This window comes from Streptomyces flaveolus, from assembly GCF_000716535.1.
GTDB lineage: Bacteria > Actinomycetota > Actinomycetes > Streptomycetales > Streptomycetaceae > Streptomyces > Streptomyces flaveolus_A.
In genome coordinates this window covers 1-24,828 of the sequence record NZ_JNWV01000038.1, presented here as the reverse complement: position 1 = coordinate 24,828, position 24,828 = coordinate 1, and the positions used below count along the sequence as shown (strand labels likewise).

Below are 24,828 nucleotides of genomic sequence, written 5' to 3'. Positions count from 1 at the left end.
GGTCGTGCGGCAGCGTCCGGAGGGACGCGGGCCCGCATCGATGCGCGGCTCCGCCGCACGGGCGTGACGGAGCCGCACCCGACGTCCGTCGAACCTCAGCGGTCGGTGACCCGCATCTCGAACCACGTCGTCTTGCCCCGCGGCAGCAGGTCGACGCCCCAGCGGTCGGCGAGCTTGTCGACGAGGAACAGTCCGCGTCCGCTGACGTCCAGCTCCTGGACCGGCATCAGGCAGGGCAGCCCGCGCGAGGGGTCGCGGACCTCGATCCGGATCCAGCCGGTGCGGCGGCGCATCCGCAGGCCGAAGACGCGGGCGCCGGTGTGCCGCACGGCGTTGCCGACGAGTTCGGACACGAGCAGGACGGCGTCCTCGGCCAGTTTGGGGGTGAGCCGCCAGGTGCGCAGGACGACGACCTGGGCGAGCCGGCGGGCGGTGGCCGCGGACTCCGGGCGGGACGGCAGCGGGACCTCCGCCTCCGTCGGGTTTCCGAACAGTTCGAGCGCCTTGAGTCCCTGTTCGTCCTCGACCGCGGGTGACCAGCGTGCCGCGGCCGCACGGCTGTCTCCCCGCGGCTGTTCGATGCCCTCCAGCCCCGCCATGCCCCCATGATGGCCGTCCGGAGCCGTCTTGGGGGCCGTTCCGGCGGAATACGCCCCTCGTACGCCCCCGCCCCGCACCTGCCGATCGGCATATGCCGTAGGCATGTCGATGTCCGGATCAACCCGGCTGACCTGCGGCGACGGCTCACTTCCGGGCAATCGACGGACTCCCTCGACAAGGCAGGCTTAAGGCTGCGTTAAGGCTCCCATAAACCGCCCCATCGAGGGACCCGAATGAGACGACGCGTCAATTGCAAGGCCCTCCACCGCAGTCGGCGGGGCGCGCACGCGGTTGACGGTCAGACGAACTTGGCCTTGCCGGGCCCCTCCTCCACGAAGCTGCGCATGCCGCGCTCGCGGTCCTCGGTGGCGAACAGACCGGCGAACCAGTTCCGTTCGACGGCGAGCCCGGTGTCGATGTCGGCCTCCAGGCCGGTGTCGACCGACTCCTTGGCAGCGCGCAGCGCGATGGCCGGGCCCTGGGCGAGCTTCGCGGCCCAGGCGTGCGCCTGCTCGTACACCTCGGCGGCCGGTACGACGCGGTCCACCAGGCCGATGGCGAGGGCCTCGTCGGCCTTGACCTGACGGCCCGTGAAGATCAGGTCCTTGGCCTTGGAGGGGCCGATCAGCCGGGGCAGCCGCTGGGTGCCGCCGGCACCCGGGATCAGGCCGAGCAGGATCTCGGGCTGGCCGAGCTTGGCGTTGTCGGCGGCGATGCGGTAGTCGGCGCACAGGGCCAGTTCGCAGCCGCCGCCGAGGGCGTAGCCGGTGATGGCCGCGACGACGGGCTTGGGGATGCGGGCGACGGCGGTGAAGGAGTCCTGCAGCGCGCGGGAACGCCGGACCATCGCCGCGTGGTCCATGTTCTGCATCTCCTTGATGTCCGCGCCCGCCGCGAACACCCGCTCGCCGCCGTAGATGACCACGGCGCGCACGTCGTCGCGGTCCGTGGCCTCCTCGGCGAGCTCCTTCAGCCGGTCCTGGGTGGCGATGTCCAGCGCGTTCATCGGCGGCCGGTCGAGCCGCAGGGTGCCGACGCCTTCGGCGACTTCGAGAGTGACGGTCATGGGGGTCAGGTTAACGGCCACTAACGGCAATGGGCCCGGTGCCGTAGGTCACAGCACCGGGCCCTTACGTCAGACGGGGCTCACTTCTTCCAGTCGGCCCACGACATGTTCCAGCCGTTGAGCCCGTTGTCGGGGGCGACCGTGGCGTCGTGGGAGTTCTTGACGACGACCACGTCACCGATCATCGAGTGGTTGAAGAACCAGGCGCCCGGGACGGAGCCGTCGTAGCCGCCGCGCACGTCGCGCAGGCCGATGCAGCCGTGGCTGGCGTTGTAGTTGCCGAAGGCGTCGCCGCCCCAGTAGTTGCCGTGGGCGAAGGTACCGGAGTTGGTGAGGCGGATGGCGTGCGGGACGTCCTTGATGTCGTACTCGCCGCCGTAGCCGACGGTCTCGCCGTTCATGCGGGTGACGGTGAGCTTCTCGCTCATGACCATCTGGCCGTTCCAGGTGTCGTAGCCGGGCTTGCCGGTGGTGACCGGGATCGTCTTGATGACCTTGCCGTCCTGGGTGACCTTCATCGTGTGCTTCTTCGCGTCCACGACGGAGACCTGGTTGCGGCCGATGGTGAACTTCACGGTCTTGCGCTGCTTGCCGTAGACGCCGTCGCGGCCCTCGACGCCGTCCAGGTCGAGGTCGACGGTGACCTTGGTGCCTTCCTTCCAGTACTTCTCGGGACGGAAGTCCAGGCGGTCGTTGCCGAACCAGTGACCCTCGACGTCGACGGCCGGCTCGGTCTTGATGCGGATGGCCTTCTCGACCGCGTCCGGGCTGGTGATGCCCCGGGTGAAGCGTATGGAGAACGGCATCCCGACGCCGACCGTGGAGCCGTCCTCCGGGGTGAAGTAGCCGACGAAGGTGTTCTTCGGGGTCAGCGTGGTGAAGGTGGAGTCCTCGGCGGCCTCGCGGCCCTCGGAGTCCTTGGCGACCGCGTGCACCGTGTACTTGGTGCCGGCGGCCAGATGGGTCGACGGCGTCCAGGAGGCGCCGCCGCCGGATATCGCGCCCTCGACCTTCTCGCCCTTGGCGTCCTTGACGGTGACCTCGGTCAGCTTGCCCCGGACGACGCCGACCTTGAGCGTCCCGCTGGTGTCGACGCCGGTGGCACCGGACTTGGGCGTGATGCTGACCGCGGCCGTGGACTGCTCGCTCTTCTGGCTGCCGGCGCCCTTGCCCTTCCCGTTCCCGGTACCCGAGTCGTCTCCCCCGCCGCACGCGGAGAGCGACAGCACCAGGGCACCGGCTATGAGTGCCAGTCCCCTACGGCCTCGCCGCCCCCGAGCCGACGCCCCCGCCACAGGCCGCGTGTTCACGTTGTTCTCCCCTCCAGCGGACCTGGTCAGGCCCGCTCCCCACCACATTGTGCGCGCATATTAACTGCCAGGATTTGAGCTGGGTGTCAGGCGAATGTCACCGTTCCGTCGCAACTTCCGCCCGGCACCCGTACCGCGCGCCCCGCCCCCTCACCTGGTTACTTCACCGCGCTGCCCGCTTTCCATTCCTTCCAGCCCATGTTCCACCCGCCGAGGCCGTTGTCGGGAGCGACGGTCTTGTCCTTGCTGTTGACCACTTCGATGACGTCCCCGACGAGGCTGCGGTCGAAGAACCAGCCCGCCGGGGTGTCCGAACTGCCGCCCTTGACGTCCGTCAGGCCCACGCAGCCGTGGCTGACGTTGACCTGGCCCGGGGCGTCCGGCGCCCAGTAGTTGCCGTGCAGGAAGGTGCCGGAGTCGGTGAGCTTCATGGCGTGCGGGACGTCGGGGATGTCGTACTCGGCGCCCAGGCCGACCGTCTGGCTGTTCATGCGGGTGACCTCCAGCATGTCCATCACCACCATCTTCCCGTTGTACGTCGGGTGCTTGGGGGCGCCCGCGGTGATGGGGACGGTGGCGAGGAGCTGACCGTCGCGCCGGACGTCCATGGTGTGCTTGGCCGCGTCGACCAGGGAGACCTGGCTGCGGCCGACGGTGAAGGAGAACGTCTTGTCCTGAAGCCCGTAGATCCCGCGGGCGCCCTGGACGTCCCGCAGGTTCAGGTCGACGGTCACCTCGGTGCCGGGCTTCCAGTAGTGCTCGGGACGGAAGTCCAGACGGCCCTTGCCGAACCAGTGCGGGCGGATCTCGACCGGGGGCCGCGCGCTGACCCGGACCGCGCGCTGGACGGCGGCGCGGTCGGTGATCTCCTGGCTGAAGGAGAGGGAGACGATCATGCCGGTGCCCACGGTGGCGCGGTTCTCAGGGCTGACGTAGGCGATGAACCGCTGGTCGGGGACGTAGGTGGTGAAGGTGGTGTGCCGGGCGGAGCGGCGGCCGTGGGAGTCCAGCGCGACCGCGTCGACGGTGTACTCGGCGGCCAGCGCCAGCCGGTCCTCGTCGGGCCGCCAGGTCAGCCCGTCCTCGCTGATGCGCCCCGGGACCGGTGTCTCCTGCGCGTCCTGCGACTTGACCACCGTCACCTTCTCCAGGCGCCCGCCGGGCACCCTCACCTGTAGCCGGTCACCCGGACGTACGGCCTTGCTGCCGTCGTCGGGGGTCACCCGGATGACGTCCTCGGGAGCCGGGGGCTTGCCCAGCGCCCCGCCCACGCCCAGGGGGCCCGAGCCGTCCATGGAGCAGCCCGCGAGCAGCCCCGCCCATGTCAGTGCGGCGGCCAGCGCGGCCCCCACGCGCCGTGCGCGTCCAGTTACGTGCCTCACGCGAGACCCAACGACCGGGCCCGCTCCGGGGAAACGTGAGTGCGAGCCACGCGCTGGGCAGAACAGAGGGAAGGACGACACGTTGGGAGGTCTCCCCGCAGGAGACCCCCGGCCCGCGTCGGAGCCGTCGGGGCGCGGTCGGACCGGGTGGCCGGGGTGCCGGAAGCGCCCCGGCCGCTCGGCGCGGCCGGTCGCGCCCCTCGGGCGAGCCACTGGGAAGAGGGGCGACAGTGACGAGCGCAGCCGAGCAGCGGGCACCGGCCGGGGGGCCGGCCGCGGGGACCGGGCAACCGGCGGCGGTGAACGGCGCCCGGCGGGCCGTACCGCCGGTCCCGGCCGTGTGGCCGGGTGCGCCGACCCCGCTGGGGGCCCGGTTCCGGGTCGGCCCGGACGGGGTCGCGGGCACCAACTTCGCGCTGTGGGCGGCCGGCGCGGAGGCGGTCCGGGTGTGCCTCTTCGACGAGGGCGGCCGGGAGACGCAGATCCCGCTGACCGAACTGACGCACGAGATCTGGCACGGCTTCGTGCCCGGTGTGATGCCCGGTCAGCGCTACGGCTACCGGGTGGACGGGCGCTGGGACCCGTGGACCGGCGCCCGCTGGAACCCGGCCAAGCTGCTGCTCGACCCGTACGCGCGCGCGGTGGACGGAGATTTCGGCCTGCCGCCGGAGGTGTACGGGCACGTGCGGGACTGGCCGGACCAGTCGGTCGCCGACACCGTGCGCGACGAGCGGGACTCGGCGCCGTACGTCCCGAAGGGGGTCGTCGTCCACGACGACGACGACTGGTCCGACGACCGGCGCCCCAAGACGCCGTGGGCCGACTCGGTGATCTACGAGCTGCACGTGCGGGGCTTCACCAAACTGCACCCCGGCGTCCCCGAGGAACTGCGCGGCACGTACGCGGGGCTGGCGCACCCGGCCGCGATCGAACACCTCGTCAGGCTGGGTGTCACGGCCGTCGAGCTGCTACCGGTGCACCAGTTCGCGCACGAGGACCACCTGCTGCGCCGGGGCCTGAGGAACTACTGGGGCTACAACTCCATCGGCTACTTCGCCCCGCACGCCGCCTACGCGGCCTCCGGTACGACCGGACAGCAGGTCGGCGAGTTCAAGCGGATGGTGCGCGCGCTGCACGCGGCCGGCATCGAGGTCATCCTGGACGTGGTCTACAACCACACCGCGGAGGCCGGCGAGCTGGGCCCCACGCTGTCCCTGAAGGGCATCGACAACCGCGGCTACTACCGGCTCCAGGACGACGCCCGCCGGTACGCCGACTACACCGGCTGCGGCAACACCCTGCACGTGGTACGCCCCCAGGTGCTGCGCCTGATCACCGACTCGCTGCGCTACTGGGTGACCGAGATGGGCGTGGACGGGTTCCGTTTCGACCTCGCGGCGGCGCTGGCCCGCTCGATGCACGACGTCGACATGCTCTCCCCGTTCCTGGCGGTCATCGCCCAGGACCCGGTGCTGCGCCGGGTGAAGCTGATCGCCGAGCCGTGGGACATCGGCTCCGGCGGCTACCAGGTCGGCGCCTTCCCGCCCCTGTGGACCGAGTGGAACGACCGTTACCGCAACGCGGTCCGGGACTTCTGGCGGCACGCACTGCCCGACGTGCGCGAGATGGGCTACCGCCTCTCCGGCTCCAGCGACCTGTACGCCTGGGGCGGCCGGCGCCCCTACGCCTCCGTCAACTTCGTCACCGCGCACGACGGCTTCACCCTGCGCGACCTGGTGTCGTACGAGACCAAGCACAACGAGGCCAACGGCGAGAACAACCGGGACGGCACGAACGACAACCGCTCCTGGAACTGCGGCGCCGAGGGCGAGACCGACGACGAGGGCGTACGGGCACTGCGCCGCAGGCAGCTGCGGAACCTGCTGACGACCCTGCTGCTGTCCACCGGCGTGCCGATGCTGGTCGCGGGCGACGAACTCGGCCGCACCCAGCGCGGCAACAACAACGCCTACTGCCAGGACAACGAGATCAGCTGGCTGGACTGGTCGCTGCTGGAGCAGCCCGGCTGGCGGGCCCTGTCCGACCTGACCTCGCGGCTGATCGGGCTGCGCCACCGGCATCCGGTGCTGCGCCGGCGGGCCTTCTTCTCCGGCCGTGCCCAGACCGCGGACGGGCTGCGCGATCTGGCCTGGTTCACCGCGCGGGGCGCGGAGATGACCGAGGGCGACTGGTACGCGCCCGCCGCCACGCTCGGCATGTACCTGTCCGGCCGGGACATCCCGGGCCGCGACGAGCGGGGCGCGCCGGTGGTGGACGACAGCTTCCTCGCCGTGCTGCACGCGGGTGACGGGCCGACCGGCTTCGTGCTGCCCGGGCCGCCGTGGGCGGAGCGGTACGAGGTGGTCGTGGACACCTCGGTGGAGGAGCAGGAGCGGGCGCCGGGCACGGTCCACCGGGCGGGGGCGGAGATCACCGTCCCGGCGCGGACGGTGCTGCTGCTGAGGGTGGCCTGAACCCGCGTGAGAGCCGCGTGTGACGCGAGTCACGGCCCACGAGTGCAACGCCCTTGGGTCGCAGCACCTTTTCTCTGGTGTCGGCCGCCATTTGGCGCACCGGTCCATTTGGCACGCCGACAGAGATGAAAGGCGCAGCTTCAATCATTGGGATTTCAATCAACCGCCTTTCGGTCAACTGTTCCGCTGTGATTGTCATCTGATAACTTCTCAGCTCTCAATCACTCGGCGAGTCGACGCCGAGTTCATTCATGGAGTGATGCCTGCTATGAACAAGCTCGCGCGCGTCTCGATCGTGGCAAGTGCCATGTCGGCCGCATTGTCCATGTTCGTGGGAATGGCACCGTCGGCATCGGCGGCGTCCGGCCCCCGGCTCATGAACGACAACAACTACTGCCTGGGCAGCCAGGGCGGAGCCAATAGGACGAACGCCCTGCAGTGGTACTGCAACAGCAACCCCGATCAGTCCTGGCACTTCAACAAGATGGGGAGCGATTCCCACGGCACCTACTACCGGGTGACCAACGACAATGGCCAGTGTCTGGGCATCAATGGCGTCTCCCAGGCGTCCGGCGCGACCGCCACGGTGTGGGATTGCAATGGAAACAAGGACCAGCTGTGGTACTGGCAGAAGGGTTCCAGTGCGGGCTGGTACCAGATGATCAACAGGAATTCGCAGATGTGCCTGGGCACAAAGGGCTCCGCCGTTGGAGCCAAGGCGATTCAGTGGCCGTGCAACGGAAACCCCGATCAGCGATGGGGCCAGTTGGACCACTGAGGGTGGTGGTCCCCGGCCGGGGCTATGACGACGAGGCGGCTGCCGGTCCCAGGAAGGCCGCGACGGCCGCCACGAACCGGTCGGCGTCATCGCGCCACGGGTAGTGCCCGGCGCCCGACTGGACGACGAGCCCGGCGTCCGGGAAGAGGTCCGCGAACTCGGCCATGGTGCCGGGAGGGGCTCCCGCGTCGACCTCGCCGGCCAGGACGAGGACAGGTCCCGGGAACCGGGCGAGCGCGGTGCGGGTGGCGGCCGGGGTGAAGGCGCCTTCGGCACCGAAGGCCGCGACGATCTCCGGGTCCATCCGCTCGTCCTCGGTGGCCTGACGGGCCCGGGCCGCCGCGTCCCAGCGGTCGTGGGAGAACGGCGCGACGGCCTTCCAGCGGTCGGCGGTGGCCCTGCCCGCCACGATCGCCTCCAGGGCGGCGAACGCCTCCGGGAACCACGGCTCGTCCCGGCGCAGCCGCGCGGTCCGAAGCCGGAGGTCACCGGTGATCGTGAGGCCGACGGCCCGGACGCTCGGCGTGATCAGCGCGAGCTTGCCGACGGTGTCCGGACGGCGGCTCGCGCAGAGCACGGCGAGATTCGCGCCGGCGCAGTGCGCGAGCAGGTCCATCCGGTCCAGGCCCAGGTGTTCCCGCAGGGCCTGGACGTCGTCGACCAGGCGGTCGCAGCGGTAGGAGGCGGTGTCCTGCGGTGTCGCGGACCGGCCGGTGCCCCGGAGATCCAGCCGGATCACCTGCCGGTGCGCGGACAGCCCGCCGAGGTCCCCGAGGTAGGCGGAATCCGTCGGGCCTCCGGGCAGACAGACCACCGGAGGGCCGTCTCCGACGACGTGGTAGGCGAGCCGGGTCCCGTCGTACGCCGAGAAGGTAGGCATGGGCAGGACCCTGTCAGCGGCGTGCCGGCGAGGGCAACCGGGTTTCCCCGAGGTGTTCGTCCCGGGCGCCCGGCGACGTCACACCAGGCTGTCCCGCCAGGCCTTGTGGAGGTCCGCGAACCGGCCCTTGCCGCCGACGAGTTCGTCCGGGTGGCCGTCCTCGACGATCCGGCCGTGTTCCATCACCAGCACCCGGTCCGCGATCTCCACCGTGGAGAGCCGGTGTGCGATCACCACGGCGGTACGGCCCCGCAGCACCGTCGCCATCGCCCGCTGCACCGCCCGCTCCCCCGGGATGTCCAGCGAACTGGTCGCCTCGTCCAGGATCAGCACGGCCGGGTCGGCGAGCAACGCGCGGGCGAAGGCGACCAGTTGGCGCTGCCCGGCGGAGATGCGGCCGCCGCGCTTGCGGACGTCGGTGTCATAGCCGTCGGGCAGCGCGCTGATGAACTCGTGCGCGCCGATCGCCTTCGCGGCCCGCTCGATCTCCTCCCGGGTGGCGTCGGGCCGGCCGAGCGCGATGTTGTCGGCGACCGTGCCGGAGAACAGGAACGACTCCTGCGTCACCATGACCACCCCGCGCCGCAGTTCGGGCATCGGCAGCTCGCGCAGATCCACGCCGTCCAGCAATACGCGCCCGGCGGAGGGGTCGTAGAACCGGGCGAGCAGCTTGGCCAGGGTCGACTTGCCCGCGCCGGTGGAGCCGACGACCGCGACCGTCTGCCCGGCGGGCAGGGTCAGGTCGAAGCGGGGCAGCACCTCGCCGCCGGTGCGGTAGCCGAACCGGACCCCGTCGAAGACGACCTCGCGCCCCGGGAAGTCGCCCTTCAGCGGCGGCAGTTCGCGGGGGTGCTCCGGTTCCGGCACGGACGGCGTCTGCGCCAGCAGCCCGGCGATCTTCTCCAGGGAGGCGGCGGCCGACTGGTAGGAGTTCAGGAACATGCCGAGCCGGTCGATGGGGTCGTACAGCCGGCGCAGGTACAGCACGGCCGCCGCCAGCACACCCAGCTCCAGCGAGACGGACGCCACCCGGTAGGCACCCCAGAGCACGATCCCGGCGACCGCCGTGTTCGCCACCAGCCGGGAGCCGACCACGTAGCGGGCCATCTCCAGCAGCGAGTCGCCGTTCGTGCGCTCGTGCCGCGCGTTCAGCACGGCGAAATCGGCGTCGTTCGCGGCCTCGCGGCGGAAGGCGCGCACCGGCCGGATGCCGTTCATCGTCTCCACGAACTTCACGATCACCGCCGCGATGGCCGTGGACCGCGCCCCGTACACCCGTGCCGCGCGTCGCCGGTAGAGCCGGACGAGCAGGTACAGCGGCAGGAGGGACGCCACCGCGACCGCGCCGAGGCCGAGGTCGAGCCAGAGCAGCGTCGCCGAGATGTAGACGAAGGACAGGATGACGGTCACCAGCTCCTGGAGCCCCTCGTCGAGGAGTTCGCGCAGCGACTCGACGTCCGTGGTGGACCGGGAGATCAGCCGGCCGGAGGTGTACCGCTCGTGGAAGTCGACGCTCAGCGCCTGCGCGTGCCGGAAGATCCGCCCGCGCAGGTCCAGGAGCACGTCCTGGCTGACCCGGGCGGAGGTCTGGATGAACGCGAACTGGAGCACTCCGGAGGCGAGCGCGCACAGCAGATAGCCGGCGGCGACCGCGAACAGCGGCCCGTGCCGGTCGTCCCGGAACGCGGGTACGGCGGTGTCGATGGCGTACGCCACCAGGAGCGGGCCCGCCTGCACCGCCGCCTGCTGGAGCAGCAGCAGGAGCGTGGTGAGCGCGACCCGCGCCTTCATGGGCGCGAGCAGCGAGCGCAGCAGGGCGGCCGTGGCGCCGGGCGGGCTGGGCAGGACGTCCCGGTCGAAGTGGTCGCCCGGACCGCTCGGGTCGCCCGCCTCCCGGGGGCGGGCCGGGCCGTCGCTGTCGTCGTCGCCGACGGCGGGGGTGGAGGGGGTCGTGGTGGTCAACGGGAGTCCTCCTGTTCCCCGGATGCCGAACCGGACATCAGACGGGCGTACTCGGCGTTCTCGCGCAGCAGTTCCTGGTGGGTGCCGACGGCGGCGATCCGGCCGCCCGAGAGCAGGGCGACCCGGTCGGCGAGCAGCACCGTGGACGGGCGGTGGGCCACGATCAGCGCGGTGGTGTCGGCGAGCACCCGGCGCAGCGCGGCCTCCACGGCGGCCTCCGTGTGCACGTCCAGGGCGGACAGCGGGTCGTCCAGCACCAGGAACTCGGGCCGGCCGACCACCGCGCGGGCCAGCGCGAGGCGCTGCCGCTGGCCGCCGGACAGGCTGAGGCCCTGCTCGCCGACGCGGGTGTCGGTGCCCTGCGGCAGCGCGTGCGCGAAGTCGGCCTGGGCGATGGCGAGGGCCCGGTCGAGTTCCGGCTTCACCGCGGCGTCCCGGGCGCCCATGAGCACGTTCTCACCGACACTGGCCGAGAACAGCGTGGGTTCCTCGAAGGCCACGGCGACCCTGCCGCGCAGTTCCTCGCGGGACATCGTGGCGATGTCCACGCCGTTGAGCGTGATCCGCCCGGAGGTCACCTCGTGCAGCCGGGGGACGAGCGCGGTCAGCGTGGTCTTCCCGCTCCCGGTGGCCCCGACGAGGGCCATGGACTCGCCGGGGCGGACGTGCAGATCGACGGCCGTGAGCAGGGGCGGGGAGCCGGGGGGCGCGTCGGGGTAACGGAACGACACGTTCTCGAACCGGAGTCCCGACGCTGCGGCACCCCGCGCGGCACCTCGCGAGCGTGGGCGAGCGTCCCCGCCCCCGCCTGACCGGTCCTCCGGCGCCTCGTCCATCACCTCGAAGTACCGCTCCGTGGCGGTCGCCGCCTCCTGGCTCATCGCGAGCAGGAACCCGATGGAGTCCACGGGCCACCGCAGGGCGAGCGCCGTGCTCAGGAAGGCCACCAGCGTCCCGGCGGACAGCTCCCCGTCGGCCACCCGCAGGACGCCCAGCACCAGCGCCGCCCCGATCGCCACCTCCGGCAGCGTCACGATGACGCCCCAGATCGTGGCCAGCAGCCGTGCCTTGCGCAACTCCGTCCCCCGGAGCCGGCCGGAGAGTTCGCGGAAGGCGCGCGCCTGGCTGCGGTGGCGGCCGAAGCCCTTGATGACGCGGATGCCGAGCACGCTCTCCTCGACCACCGTCGTCAGGTCGCCGACCTGGTCCTGGGCGCGCCGCGCCACCTGCGCGTACCGCCGTTCGAAGACCACGCACGTCCACACCACGGGGATGGCGGGGCCGAGGATGACCAGTCCCAGCACCCAGTCCTGGAGCAGCATGATGACCAGGCCGACGAGGATGGTGACGCCGTTGACGAGGAGGAACGTCAGCGGGAAGGCGAGGAACATGCGCACCAGCATCAGGTCGGTGGTGCCGCGCGAGAGCAGCTGGCCGGAGGCCCAGCGGTCGTGGAAGGCCACCGGGAGCCGTTGCAGGTGCCGGTACAGGTCTGCGCGCATCTCCGCCTCGACGCGCGAGAGCGGCCGGGCCACGAGCCAGCGCCGTATGCCGAACAGGACCGCTTCGGCGATGCCGAGCAGGAACAGGTACAGCGCGCCGAGCCACACGCCGGCCGGGTCGCGGTCGGCGACGGGCCCGTCGACCATCCACTTCAGGACGAGCGGGATCACCAGCCCCGTGCAGGAGGCGACGACCGCGACGACCGCGGCGGTGATCAGCCGGGCGCGTACGGGACGGACGTACGGCCACAGCCGGAGCAGGGTCCGTACGGCGGAGCGGTCGGTGGTTTCACGTGTCGTGGCCATCAACCGCGAGCGTACGGACCACCACTGACAACGCCCACCGAGTTTTGGCCGCGGGCCCGCGCGGACAGGCTCGTGGAGTGGACCGGGGGGACGGATGATCGACGCGTACGAGGATCCGGGCACGCCCGACACCCGTGGCGGCTGGCGGTTCCTGTGGTGGCTGGTGCGGTGTCAGTCGGGGCGCTCGGCGACCGGGGCGCTGCTGGGCAGCACCTGGATGGTGCTGCTGGCCGCGCAGCCGTATCTGATGGCGCGGGCCGTGGACGACGGGCTGCTGCCGGGGCGGCTCGGGGTGCTCGCCGGGTGGACCGGGGTGATGCTCGTCGTCGGGTCGCTGAACGCGTGGGTGAGCATCCTGCGGCACCGGGTGATGACGCGGGTCCGGATGGACGCCAACTTCCGTACGGTCAAGGTGGTCGTCGGGCATGTGGTGCAGCTGGGGGCCGCGCTGCCGCGCCGGGCCGGGGCCGGGGAGGTCGTCACCATCGGGGTCGGGGACGTACAGACCCTGGCGCAGGCGCTGACCGTGGTCGGGCCGGGGGTCGGCTCGATCGTGGTCTACGGGGTGGTGGCCGGGCTGCTGCTGGCGGTCTCCGCGCCGCTGGCCGCGGTGGTGCTGCTCGGGGTGCCGGTGATCGCGCTGCTCACCGGGCCGCCGGCGCTGCGGCTGCAGGGAGCGGAGACCGAGTACCGCGAGCTCCAGGGGGTGCTCACCGCGCGCATCGGCGACCTCGCGGGCGGGCTGCGCGTCCTCAACGGGCTGGGCGGCAAGGGGCTGTTCGCGGACGCGTTCCGACGCGACTCGGGGCGGTTGCGGGAGCAGGGGTACCGGGTGGGCGCGGTGGCGAGCTGGGTGCAGGCGCTCGGGGTGGGCCTGCCGACCCTGTTCCTCGCCGTGGTGACCTGGCTGGCCGCCCGGCTCGCCGCCCGAGGTGCCATGTCGGTGGGTGAGTTGGTCTCGGTCTACGGCTATGTCGCGGTGCTCGTCGGACCGGTCGCGTTCTTCGTGCGGATGGCCTACGACCTGAACCGGGGCGTGGTGGCCGCGCGCCGGGCGGTACGGCTGCTGCGGCTGGAACCGGAACCGGACACCGGCACCCTGCCTGCGCCCGCGGGGCCGGCCGAACTGCACGACCCGGTGTCCGGGGTGCGGGTGGCGCCGGGCCGGCTGACCGCGCTGGCCGCCGCCCGGCCCGCCGAGGCCGCCGCCGTGGTCGACCGGCTCGGCCGGTACGGGCCCACCGACGCCACCTGGGGCGGGGTACGGCTCGACGCGGTCCCGCTGACGGACGTACGACGGCGGGTCCTGGTCGCGGACAACGAGGCGGACCTGTTCGCCGGACCGCTCCGGGAGGTGCTGGCCGCGGCGCACCCGGCCGACGAGGCGGCACTGCGCCGGGCGGTGTACGCGGCGGCGGCCGAGGACGTGGTCCGGGGTCTGCCGGACGGCCTGGATTCGGCGGTGGCCGGGCAGGGCCGCAGCCTCTCCGGTGGACAGCGGCAGCGCGTGCGCCTCGCCCGGGCGCTGCTGGCCGACCCCGAGGTACTGCTCGCCGTGGAACCGACCTCGGCCCTGGACGCCCACACGGAGGCAGCGGTCGCCGACCGGCTCCGGGCGGCACGGGAGGGCCGCACCACGCTGGTGACGACGACGTCCCCGCTGGTCCTGGCCCGGGCGGACACGGTCGTGTTCCTGGCCGACGGCAAGGTGGTGGCGACCGGGCCGCACCCGTGTCTGCTGGCGGAGGAACCGGCGTACCGGGCGCTGGTCGCACGGGACGACGGGACGGCGGACATGACGGACCCGGCAGTCGCGATGGGCGTGCTGGACGCGACGGATTCCACCGGCATGACAGGCGCGACGACCCCACCCGCGAAGGAGCCCCGCGATGACCTCCGGTGACGCCCTGCTGCCCGTCGCCGGCCGGGCGGCCGTGCGGCGGGCCACGGCGCGGCTGGTGTCGGCCGACCGGTGGGCGTTCGCCGCGGCACTGGGGCTGAACGCGCTGGCCGCCGCGGCGGGACTGGCCGGGCCCTGGCTGGTGGGCCGGATCGTCGACGAGGTGCGGGACGGGCACGGGGCCGGCGCGGTGGACCGGCTGGCGTCCTGGATCGTGGTGTGCGCGCTGGCGCAGACCCTGCTGGCCCGCTGGGCGCGGTACGTCGGGCACCGGTTCGGCGAGCGCACGCTGGCCCGGGTCCGCGAGGAGTACGTCGAGCGGGTGCTCGCGCTGCCCGCGTCCGTCGTCGAGCGGGCCGGTACCGGCGATCTGACCGCGCGGGGCACGGCGGACGTCGCGACCGTCGGCACGACACTGCGGGACGTCGGCCCGGAGCTGCTGGTCGACACCGTGCAGGCGGTCTTCGTGCTGGGCGCGGTGTTCGCGCTCGACCCCCTGCTGGGGGCGTTCGGCCTGCTCGGTCTCACCCCCATCTGGCTGGCGCTGCGCTGGTACCTGCGGCGCGCCCGGGACGGGTATCTCGCCGAGGGGGCGGCGACCTCGCAGGTCGCGGAGATCGTCGCGGCGACGGCGGCCGGCGCGCGGACCGTGGAGGCGTTCCGGCTGCGGGAGCGGCGGATCGCGGCGAGCCGGGACGCGCTGGAGGAGTCCCGCCGCACCCGCCTGTACACCCTGCGCCTGCGGTCGGTGTTCTTCCCGGCGGTCGAGGTGACGTACACCGTCCCCGTGGTCGGTGTGCTGCTGCTCGGCGGCTGGCTGTACACCCGGGGGACGGTCGGGGCGGGCGCGGTGGTGGCGGCGGCGCTGTACCTGCGGCAGTTCACCGAGCCGCTGGACCAGATCCTGATGCGGGTGGAGCAACTGCAGAGCAGTGGGGCGTCGTTCGCGCGCGTGGAGGGGCTGGCGCGGGCGCCCCGGGACGAGGGCGACGGCGCGTCCGCGGTGCCGGTGGACGACCGGATCGAGGTGCGCGGGGTGCGGTACGCGTACGAGCGCGGCGGCGAGGTGCTGGGCGGGGTGGACCTGACGGTACGGCCCGGGGAGCGGCTCGCCGTGGTGGGGCCGTCCGGCGCCGGGAAGACGACCCTGAGCCGGCTGCTCGCGGGCATCGACCGGCCCGGTTCCGGCACGGTGACGGTGGGCGGGGTGCCGGTGGCCGAGCTGGCGCCGGAGCTGCTGCGCCGGCAGGTGGCGCTGGTCACCCAGGAGCACCACGTCTTCCTCGGGACGGTGCGGGACAACCTGCTCATCGCCGAACCCACCGCCGACGACTCCGCGTTGTGGTCGGCGCTCGCGGCCGTGGGCGCCGACGACTGGGTGCGCGGTCTGCCGGACGGGCTCGACACCCGGCTGGGCGAGGGCGGCCGGCCGACGGACGGTTCGCAGGCCCAGCAACTCGCCCTCGCGCGCGTGGTCCTGGCGGATCCGCACACGCTGATCCTCGACGAGGCGACGGCCCTGCTGGATCCGGCCACGGCCCGGCACACCGAACGCGCCCTCGCCGCGGTGCTCCAGGGCCGTACGGTCATCGCCATCGCCCACCGTCTGCACACGGCGCACGACGCGGACCGGGTGGCGGTCATGGAGGACGGCCGGCTGACCGAACTGGGCACGCACGAGGAGCTGGTGGCGGCGGGCGGAGCGTACGCGGCACTGTGGCGGACGTGGCACGGGCGGACGCCCGAGCGGTGATCCGGCACCGCCCCGACCGGTGGTCCACCACCGTCCCGGGCGATGCTCCACCCGACCAACGGTCCGCATACCGAACATGAACATCCGGTCAACGAACCATTTCCGGCCAAGTTGGTGACGCGGTCCTGACAAGTGGCGAGATCTCCTGCCACTCTTCCCTGGCCGACTCACAGCAACCCCACAGTTTCTGCGCTTCTGTGTGAGCCGGCTCCGCACCTGCACGTGGCTTTCGCAACGCCCTGTTCTGCCCGGACGCCCCAACCACCGTCCGGTCTCCCCGGCCGCGCGACCCGCGGTCACGCAGAAGGAGTCAGTGTTGAGAAGCAATTCCTCTCGCGGACGCACCTCCCACACCCCCACCGCGCACCGCCGTACCGCCACCGTCGCCCTCGCCGGCGTCGCCGCCCTGATCGCCGCCGCCGTCCAGTCCGGCGCGGCCACCGCGGCCCCGGCGACGCCGCAGGCCGGCAAGGTCACCCCGGCCCACGCGGCGGTCGGGCTCACGCCCGCGCAGCGCGCCGAGCTGATACGCCACGCCGACGCCGGCACGGCCGCCACCGCCCGCCGGATCGGCCTGGGCACCCAGGAGAAGCTGGTCGTCAAGGACGTCGTCAAGGACGCCGACGGCACGCTGCACACCCGCTACGAGCGCACGTACGGGGGCCTGCCGGTGCTCGGCGGCGACCTGGTGGTCACCACCGCCGGGTCGGGCAAGACCATGGACGTGATCCGGGCCACCAACGCCACGCTGAAGGTCGCCGGTCTCACCCCGGCCGTGTCGAAGGCCGCCGCCGAGCAGCAGGCCGTCCAGCGGGCGAAGGCGCTCGGCGGGACGAAGTCCGCCGCGGACAGCGTCCGCAAGGTGATCTGGGCGGCGAGCGGCAAGCCCGTGCTGGCCTACGAGACGGTCGTCGGCGGCCTCCAGGACGACGGCACCCCGAACCAGCTGCACGTCATCACCGACGCGGCCACCGGGAAGAAGCTCTTCGAGTACCAGGGCGTCAAGAACGGCATCGGCAACACCCAGTACAGCGGGCAGGTCACCCTGACCACGACCCAGTCGGGCTCGACGTACACGCTCACCGACGGCGCGCGCGGGGGCCACAAGACGTACAACCTGAACCGGGGCACCTCCGGCACCGGCACCCTGTTCTCGCAGACCAGCGACACCTGGGGCAACGGGACCACGTCGAACGCGGCCACCGCGGGCGCGGACGCCCACTACGGCGCGGCGGTCACCTGGGACTTCTACAAGAGCGCGTTCGGCCGCAGCGGCATCAGGAACGACGGCGTCGGAGCCTACTCCCGCGTGCACTACGGCAACTCCTACGTGAACGCCTTCTGGGACGACAGCTGCTTCTGCATGACCTACGGCGACGGCTCCGGCAACGCCAAGCCGCTGACCGCGATCGACGTCGCCGGCCACGAGATGAGTCACGGCGTCACCTCCAACACCGCGGACCTCAACTACAGCGGGGAGTCCGGCGGTCTGAACGAGGCGACCAGCGACATCATGGGCACCGGCGTGGAGTTCTACGCCAACAACTCGTCCGATGCCGGCGACTACCTCATCGGCGAGAAGATCGACATCAACGGCAACGGCACCCCGCTGCGCTACATGGACAAGCCCAGCAAGGACGGCGCGTCCAAGGACAGCTGGTACTCGGGCATCGGCGGGGTCGACGTGCACTACTCGTCCGGCCCGGCGAACCACTTCTTCTACCTGCTCAGCGAGGGCAGCGGCGCCAAGGTGATCAATGGCGTCAGCTACAACTCGCCGACGGCGGACGGGCTTCCGGTCACCGGCATCGGCCGGGACAAGGCGCTGCAGATCTGGTACCGGGCGCTGACCACCAAGTGGACGTCCACGACCAACTACGCGGGCGCCCGCACCGGCACCCTCGCGGCGGCCGGCGAGCTGTACGGCACGACCAGCGCCGAGTACAAGGCGGTGCAGGACGCCTGGGCGGGCGTCGGGGTCGGCTCGCGCTCCGGTGGCGGGGGCGGCGGCGGTACGTCGTACGAGAGCACCACGCCGGTGTCGGTGCCGGACAACGGCGCTGCCGTCACGTCCGGCATCACCGTCTCCGGCCGCAGCGGGAACGCGCCGAGCAACCTCCAGGTGAGCGTCGACATCACCCACACCTGGCGCGGTGACCTGGTGATCGACCTCGTCGGCCCGTCGGGCACCGCCTACCGGCTGAAGAACTTCAGCTCCTCGGACTCCGCCGACAACGTGAACGAGACGTACACGGTCAACGCCTCGGCGGAACCGGCCAACGGGACCTGGAAGTTGCGGGTGCAGGATCAGGCCACCTACGACACCGGAACGCTCAACGGCTGGAAGCTGACCTTCCCGTAAACCGCACGCCGGCGGCCCGGGATCACGGCGCTGTCCGGGGGTCGAACACCCTCGGACAGCGCCTGGTTCATCTGCCTGAAACGTTTCTCGGACAGTTGCCTTTCGGCCAACATCACGTCAGGGGCCTGACATGTACGCGTCCTTGATGTCACTCTCTCTCCACCCGCCGCAGCAGCACAGCAACTTCGCAACGCCACACACTCCGGCCAGTAACCCCACGCTGCCCGGACTCCCCCACGAGAAGGAGCTTCTGTGAGCCCCCTCTACGCGCGTCACAAGCGCACCACTCTGGCCATCGCCACCGCTGTCGCCGCCGGAGCCCTGCTCGCCACCGGTGTGACCACCAGTGCCACCGCCCAGCCGACGGCGAAGCCCCTCGCCGCCGCTCCGACCGCGCTGTCCGCCGCTGCGCGCACCACCCTGATCCAGCAGGCCCAGGCCGACGCGGCCGGCACCGCCCGGCAGATAGGCCTCGGCGCCCAGGAGAAGCTGGTCGCCAAGGACGTCGTCAAGGACGTCGACGGCACCCTTCACACCCGCTACGAGCGCACCTACGCGGGCCTGCCGGTGCTCGGCGGCGACCTGATCGTCCACACGTCCGAGTCCGGCAGGACCGAGGGCGTCACCAAGGCGACCAAGTCGGCCATCAAGGTGGCCTCGCTCAAGCCGCAGATCACCGCCGCCAAGGCCGAGAAGCAGGCGGTGTCCGCCGCCAGAACGCTGGGCTCCGCCAAGACCACGGCGGACGGCGCCCGCAAGGTGATCTGGGCCGGCTCCGGCAAGCCCGTCCTCGCCTACGAGACGGTCGTCGGCGGCCTCCAGGACGACGGCACCCCGAACCAGCTGCACGTCATCACCGACGCGGCCACCGGCAAGAAGCTCTACGAGTACCAGGGCATCGAGACCGGCACCGGCAAGAGCCTGTACTCCGGCACGGTCACCCTCAACACGACCCTGTCGGGCTCGACCTACCAGCTGTACGACACCACGCGCGGCGGCCACAAGACGTACAACCTCGCGCACAAGACCTCCGGCACCGGCACGCTGTTCACCGACGCCGACGACGTGTGGGGCACCGGCACCGCCTCCAGCTCGTCCACGGACCAGACGGCCGCCGCCGACGCCGCCTACGGCGCACAGGTGACCTGGGACTTCTACAAGTCCACCTTCGGCCGCAGCGGCATCAAGAACGACGGCAAGGCCGCCTACTCCCGCGTGCACTACGGCAACTCCTACGTGAACGCGTTCTGGGACGACAGCTGCTTCTGCATGACCTACGGCGACGGCAGCGGCAACACCCACCCGCTGACCTCGCTCGACGTCGCCGGTCACGAGATGAGCCACGGTGTCACCTCCAACACCGCCGGCCTGAACTACAGCGGGGAGTCCGGCGGCCTGAACGAGGCCACCAGCGACATCTTCGGCACGGGCGTGGAGTTCTTCGCGAACAACTCGTCCGACGTCGGTGACTACCTCATCGGCGAGAAGATCAACATCAACGGCGACGGCACCCCGCTGCGCTACATGGACAAGCCCAGCAAGGACGGCGGCTCGGCCGACTACTGGTCCTCGTCCGTCGGCGGCAAGGACGTGCACTACTCGTCCGGCGTCGCGAACCACTTCTTCTACCTGCTCAGCGAGGGCAGCGGTACGAAGACGATCAACGGCGTGACCTACAACTCGCCGACCTACAACGGAGCCGCGGTCACCGGCATCGGCCGCGCCAAGGCGCTGCAGATCTGGTACAAGGCGCTGACCACGTACATGACGTCGACGACCAACTACAAGGCCGCCCGCACGGCGACCCTGAACGCGGCGTCCGCGCTGTACGGCTCCACCAGCACCGAGTACAAGGCGGTCGCGGCGGCCTGGACGGCGGTCAACGTCAGCTAGTCCGCGCCGGCTCGTGAGGGGGCGGCACCCGGGAAGAGGTCCTTCCGGGTGCCGCCCTACCCTTGTGACCCATGTCCTCGGCGCCCTTCACCTACGAGCCGGTCGGTGCGACCCGCGACGACCTCACCGTCTGCCCGCCCGGCTTCCACCCCATGCTGGTCCGCACCCGTCTCGGCGAGGGCCAGGAGGTGTTCCGGCGAGCCGCCGAGGCGGTCCTGACCTGGGAGATGCACCGCGCGCTGGGCGTCGGCATCGACGCCGCCGCCGACCGCGCCGCCCCCGGCGTCGACGTCACCGTCACCCTGGCCGGCGTCATCAAGGCCCCCTGCCGCATCATATGGACGGCCGAGGAGCACCGCCGGGCCGGCTGGGCCTACGGCACCCTCGAAGGCCACCCCGAATGCGGCGAGGAGGCCTTCCTCGTCGACCGCACCGGCGACGGCACGGTCTGGCTGACGGTGGCGGCCTTCAGCAAGGCCGCCAAGTGGTACGCCCGCGCGGGCGGCCCGGCGACCCGGGGATTGCAGCAGGCGTACGCACGGCGATGCGGGTCGGTACTGAAGAGGCTCTGCGGGGACCTGCCCGAGGCGTGACCGCACCGGCCCCGCCCCTCACGTCACCGCAACACCATCCCCGCCCCCTCCCCCACCTCCTGTGACGGCACCGTCACCAGGCCCAGTTCCGCGGCGGAGGACAGGAGGGGGTGGGTGGGGAGGATGCGGATCGTGTAGCCGTAGGGGCCGGTGCGGTCCAGGGAGAGGGGGCCCTCGTAGAGGAGGCGGCCCTCCAGGTCGGGGGTGCCGGCCGGCTTCAGAGGGACCACCGTAGCGTCGGTGATGCGGTCCTCCTCGTCCACCCGCCCGGACACCGCCTGCACCTCCACGTCGTCCGGGCCCAGTTCGCCGAGGCCGACCCGCACCCGCAGGCCCACGGTGCCGCCCAGTTCCGCCGTGGCCGTCGTCGCCGTCGTCTCGACGTGGTCGACGCTCACCGCGGACCAGGCGGCCCGCACCCGCGCCTTCCACTCGGCGAGGTCCCGGGCGGTGTCCGGGGTCAGCGCGCGGTGCGCCCGCGCGGCGGGGGCGTAGAGCCGGTCGACGTACTCCCGGACCATGCGGCCGGCCAGCACCTTCGGGCCGAGCTGGGACAGGGTCTGGCGGACCATCTCGATCCAGCGGTCGGGCAGCCCGCCCCGCCCGCGCTCGTAGAAGCGCGGGGTGATCCGCTGCTCCAGCAGGTCGTACAGAGCGGCCGCCTCGATGTCGTCCCGCCGGTCGGGGTCGGTGCCGGCGCCGTCCGCGGTCGGGATCGCCCAGCCGAAGTGCGGCTGGAACCACTCGTCCCACCAGCCGTCCAGGACCGAGAGGTTGAGGCAGCCGTTCAGCGCCGCCTTCATGCCCGAGGTGCCGCAGGCCTCCAGCGGCCGCAGCGGGTTGTTCAGCCAGATGTCACAGCCCGGGTAGAGCTTCTGCGCCATCGCCATGCCGTAGTCGGGCAGGAAGACGATCCGGTGGCGGACCCGCGGGTCGTCGGCGAAACGGACCAGTTCCTGCACCAGGCGCTTGCCGCCGTCGTCCGCCGGGTGCGCCTTGCCCGCGACCACGATCTGGACCGGGCGCTCCGGGTGCAGCAGCAGCTCCATCAGGCGGTCGCGGTCGCGGAGCATCAGCGTCAGGCGTTTGTACGACGGGACGCGGCGCGCGAAGCCGATCGTCAGGACGTCCGGGTCCAGCACCCCGTCGATCCAGCCCAACTCCGCGTCCCCCGCGCCGCGTTGCCGCCAGGACGCCCGCAGCCGCTCCCGTACCTCCAGCACCAGCTGCTCGCGCAGGGTGCGGCGCAACTCGAAGATCTCCTGGTCCGGGATGTCCGCGACCGCGTCCCAGCGCTCGGAGCGGCCGACGCTCAGCGCGTCCTCGGCCCGCTGGGCGCCGATCTGCCGGACGCCGAGCCGCAGCACCTCCGGCGCCACCCAGGTCGGCGCGTGCACCCCGTTGGTCACGGAGGTGATCGGCACCTCCTCGGCGTCGAATCCCGGCCACAGTCCGGCGAACATGTTCCGGCTGACCTGCCCGTGCAGCAGCGACACCCCGTTGGCCCGCTGGGCCAGCCGCAGCCCCATCACCGCCATGTTGAACAGGTTCGGCTCGCCGCCCGGGTAGGTCTCCATGCCCAGCGCCAGGACGCGCTGCACGTCGATGCCGGGCAGCTCGGCGTCGGGGCCGAAGTGCCGGCCCACCAGCTCCCGGTCGAAGCGGTCGATGCCGGCCGGCACCGGGGTGTGCGTGGTGAACACCGTCCCGCCCCGCACGGCTTCCAGCGCCGAGTCGAAGTCCAGCCCGTCGGCGCACAGTTCGGCGATCCGCTCCAGGCCGAGGAAGCCCGCGTGCCCCTCGTTGGTGTGGAACACCTCCGGCTCCGGGTGCCCGGTGAGCCGGCAGTACGTCCGTACGGCCCGCACACCTCCTATGCCGAGCAGCATCTCCTGGAGCAGCCGGTGCTCGCTGCCGCCGCCGTAGAGCCGGTCGGTCACCCCGCGTTCGCCGAGTTCGTTCTCCTCCACGTCCGAGTCGAGCAGCAGCAGCGGCACCCGGCCCACCTGGGCCAGCCAGACCCGGGCGCGCAGCGCCTTGCCGCCGGGCAGCGCGAGGGAGACCTGCGCGGGGGTGCCGTCGGCCTCCTTGAGCTGGGTGAGGGGCAGTTCGTTGGGGTCGAGCACCGGGTAGTGCTCCTGCTGCCAGCCGTCCCGGGAGAGGGTCTGCCGGAAGTACCCGTGCCGGTACAGCAGCCCCACCCCGATCAGCGGCACCCCGAGGTCGCTGGCCGCCTTCAGGTGGTCGCCGGCGAGGATGCCGAGGCCGCCGGAGTACTGCGGGAGCGCGGCCGTGATGCCGAACTCGGGCGAGAAGTAGGCGACGGCGGCGGGCAGGCCGTCGGCCTGTTCCTGGTACCAGCGGTCGCCGGTCAGATAATCGTCGAGGTCGTCGGCGGCGGCGGTGAGGCGGCGCAGGAACCGCCGGTCCCCGGCCAGCTCGGCCAGCCGGGCCGGCGGGACGCTGCCCAGCAGCCGCACCGGGTCTCCGCCGGCGCCGGCCCAGCCCTCGGGACAGACGGACTGGAACAGGTCGCGCGTTTCGGCGTGCCAGGACCAGCGCAGGTTGCGCGCCAGGTCGCTCAGGGGCCGGAGGGGGTCGGGGAGAACGGGACGGACGGTGAACCGACGGATCGCCTTCACATGCCACCTCGACGCGTCGCGGGATGAGACGCACGGCGTTGTACGTCTCGTCGTCGTCTTCGACGGTAGTGGTTACCGCGCGGTCGGTGGGGACGTACCCGGGGGTGTCGGGGGGCGTCAAGACCCGGTCACCGGGCACTCGGAAAAAGGGGCCGGTCTTGTGGGTGGACGTACGCGCCAGTAGTTAACAAAGTGCCGGATTGCCCACCCGAACCGGGTGGGAAGGCTCCTCCGGTACGCACCCCACAGCAGCACCACAGCACCTCCGCAGGACCCACCTCCCCATATCCATCCGCCCACACCCTCGTTGAAGCGGACAGGAGCGGTCATGCCCGCCACGCACCACTCGTCAGCACCCCCGACAAGCAGCAAGGCCAAGGCAGCAGGAAAGAAGACGACGGGCAGGAAAGGCGCGACGCCGGCCGGCGCGGCCGGTCCGTCGTCAGCCACCGCCGGGGAACGGTCCTCCCCGGACGCGGCCACCACCGTGGGCCGTATCCCCGTCCTCGACGTACGTCCCGTGGTCCAGCGCGGTCGCCGGCCCGCCAAGGCCGTGACCGGGGAGTCCTTCGAGGTGTCGGCCACCGTGTTCCGGGAGGGCCACGACGCCGTCGCGGCGAACGTGGTGCTGCGGGACCCGGCGGGCCGGCCCGGCCCCTGGACGCCGATGCGGGAACTCGCCCCGGGCACCGACCGCTGGGGCGCCACCGTCACCGCGGGCGAACCCGGCCACTGGACCTACACGGTGGAGGCCTGGTCGGACCCGCTCGCCACCTGGCGGCACCACGCCCGGATCAAGATCCCGGCGATCCGATGCCGTTGCTGGTGGAGCGCGAACGGGCCCTGTTCGGGTCGTGGTACGAGTTCTTCCCCCGCTCGGAGGGGACCGCCGAGGAGCCGCACGGCACGTTCCGCACGGCCGCGCGCCGGCTGAAGCCGATCGCGGACATGGGCTTCGACGTCGTCTACCTGCCGCCCATCCACCCGATCGGCACCACGTTCCGCAAGGGCCGCAACAACACGCTCACCGCGGGCCCGGACGACGTCGGCGTGCCCTGGGCCATCGGGTCGCCGGAGGGCGGCCACGACGCCGTGCACCCGGACCTGGGCACCCTGGAGGACTTCGACTTCTTCGTCGGCGAAGCGAGACCCGGACGTGATCTTCCTGGCGGAGGCGTTCACCCGCCCGGCGATGATGCACACGCTGGCGCAGATCGGTTTCCAGCAGTCGTACACGTACTTCACCTGGCGCAACACCAAGCAGGAGCTGACCGAGTACCTGACGGAGCTGTCGGGTGAGGCGGCGGCCTGGATGCGGCCGAACTTCTTCGCCAACACCCCCGACATCCTGCACGCCTACCTCCAGCACGGCGGACGTCCCGCCTTCGAGGTCCGCGCGGTGCTGGCCGCCACCCTCTCCCCCAC

General features: G+C 72.0%; 15 protein-coding genes and 1 pseudogene. 8 read left to right on the top strand and 8 right to left on the bottom strand.

Annotation, left to right across the window (positions count from 1 at the left end; genetic code table 11):
* Positions 1-95 precede the first annotated feature (95 nt).
* From OO52_RS36175 to OO52_RS36160, 4 genes are all read right to left on the bottom strand, one after another.
* Positions 96-704: an ATP-binding protein gene (locus tag OO52_RS36175; protein WP_078630084.1), complete on the bottom strand. Its 609-nt coding sequence runs from the start codon at positions 702-704 to the stop codon at positions 96-98.
* A gap of 194 nt (positions 705-898) precedes the next feature.
* On the bottom strand, positions 899-1,666 hold the full coding sequence (locus OO52_RS36170; RefSeq protein ID WP_030658293.1) for an enoyl-CoA hydratase/isomerase family protein: 768 nt from the start codon (positions 1,664-1,666) through the stop codon (positions 899-901).
* A gap of 80 nt (positions 1,667-1,746) precedes the next feature.
* Entirely contained in the window at positions 1,747-2,976 is a 1,230-nt protein-coding gene (locus tag OO52_RS36165) for a L,D-transpeptidase (RefSeq protein ID WP_234317387.1), read from the bottom strand.
* A gap of 158 nt (positions 2,977-3,134) precedes the next feature.
* Positions 3,135-4,358, bottom strand: coding sequence for a L,D-transpeptidase (locus OO52_RS36160; RefSeq protein WP_030658289.1), 1,224 nt, complete (start codon positions 4,356-4,358; stop codon positions 3,135-3,137).
* A 230-nt stretch (positions 4,359-4,588) separates the two neighbouring features.
* Here OO52_RS36160 and glgX point away from each other — a divergent pair, with 230 nt between their 5' ends.
* Both glgX and OO52_RS36150 read left to right on the top strand, forming a co-directional pair.
* Entirely contained in the window at positions 4,589-6,832 is a 2,244-nt protein-coding gene (gene glgX / locus OO52_RS36155) for a glycogen debranching protein GlgX (RefSeq protein WP_030658287.1), read from the top strand.
* Positions 6,833-7,100: 268 nt separating this feature from the next.
* A complete protein-coding gene (locus tag OO52_RS36150; RefSeq protein WP_030658285.1) occupies positions 7,101-7,610 on the top strand; it encodes an RICIN domain-containing protein in 510 nt (169 codons plus the stop codon).
* A gap of 22 nt (positions 7,611-7,632) precedes the next feature.
* Here the strand turns inward: OO52_RS36150 and OO52_RS36145 are convergent, their stop codons facing one another.
* The 3 genes from OO52_RS36145 to OO52_RS36135 form a co-directional block, all read right to left on the bottom strand.
* Positions 7,633-8,490, bottom strand: coding sequence for an alpha/beta fold hydrolase (locus tag OO52_RS36145; protein WP_037631031.1), 858 nt, complete (start codon positions 8,488-8,490; stop codon positions 7,633-7,635).
* A gap of 78 nt (positions 8,491-8,568) precedes the next feature.
* Complete coding sequence (locus OO52_RS36140) at positions 8,569-10,452, bottom strand: ABC transporter ATP-binding protein (protein WP_030658281.1); 1,884 nt, start codon at positions 10,450-10,452, stop codon at positions 8,569-8,571.
* Positions 10,449-12,260: an ABC transporter ATP-binding protein gene (locus OO52_RS36135; protein ID WP_030658279.1), complete on the bottom strand. Its 1,812-nt coding sequence runs from the start codon at positions 12,258-12,260 to the stop codon at positions 10,449-10,451. Before OO52_RS36135 ends, OO52_RS36140 begins: the two co-directional genes overlap by 4 nt.
* A gap of 94 nt (positions 12,261-12,354) precedes the next feature.
* Here OO52_RS36135 and OO52_RS36130 point away from each other — a divergent pair, with 94 nt between their 5' ends.
* From OO52_RS36130 to OO52_RS36110, 5 genes are all read left to right on the top strand, one after another.
* Positions 12,355-14,163, top strand: coding sequence for an ABC transporter transmembrane domain-containing protein (locus OO52_RS36130; RefSeq protein ID WP_030658277.1), 1,809 nt, complete (start codon positions 12,355-12,357; stop codon positions 14,161-14,163).
* The gene (locus OO52_RS36125; RefSeq protein ID WP_030658275.1) at positions 14,150-15,913 is read left to right on the top strand and encodes an ABC transporter ATP-binding protein; all 1,764 of its coding nucleotides are present in this window, start codon (positions 14,150-14,152) and stop codon (positions 15,911-15,913) included. The genes OO52_RS36130 and OO52_RS36125 overlap by 14 nt, the downstream gene beginning before the upstream one ends.
* A gap of 316 nt (positions 15,914-16,229) precedes the next feature.
* Positions 16,230-18,275 (top strand): M4 family metallopeptidase, encoded by a 2,046-nt coding sequence (locus tag OO52_RS36120; RefSeq protein WP_030658273.1) that lies wholly within the window; start codon positions 16,230-16,232, stop codon positions 18,273-18,275.
* Between the two features lie 252 nt (positions 18,276-18,527).
* A complete protein-coding gene (locus OO52_RS36115; RefSeq protein ID WP_030658271.1) occupies positions 18,528-20,168 on the top strand; it encodes a M4 family metallopeptidase in 1,641 nt (546 codons plus the stop codon).
* A 71-nt stretch (positions 20,169-20,239) separates the two neighbouring features.
* Positions 20,240-20,761, top strand: coding sequence for a DUF1990 domain-containing protein (locus OO52_RS36110; RefSeq protein ID WP_030658268.1), 522 nt, complete (start codon positions 20,240-20,242; stop codon positions 20,759-20,761).
* Between the two features lie 23 nt (positions 20,762-20,784).
* On the opposite strand, the gene OO52_RS36105 is transcribed toward OO52_RS36110, so the two are convergent.
* Entirely contained in the window at positions 20,785-23,403 is a 2,619-nt protein-coding gene (locus OO52_RS36105; protein ID WP_030658267.1) for a glycosyltransferase family 1 protein, read from the bottom strand.
* 328 nt (positions 23,404-23,731) lie between these two features.
* Here OO52_RS36105 and OO52_RS48335 point away from each other — a divergent pair.
* Positions 23,732-24,828: pseudogene (locus OO52_RS48335) on the top strand (maltotransferase domain-containing protein); the annotation flags it as partial.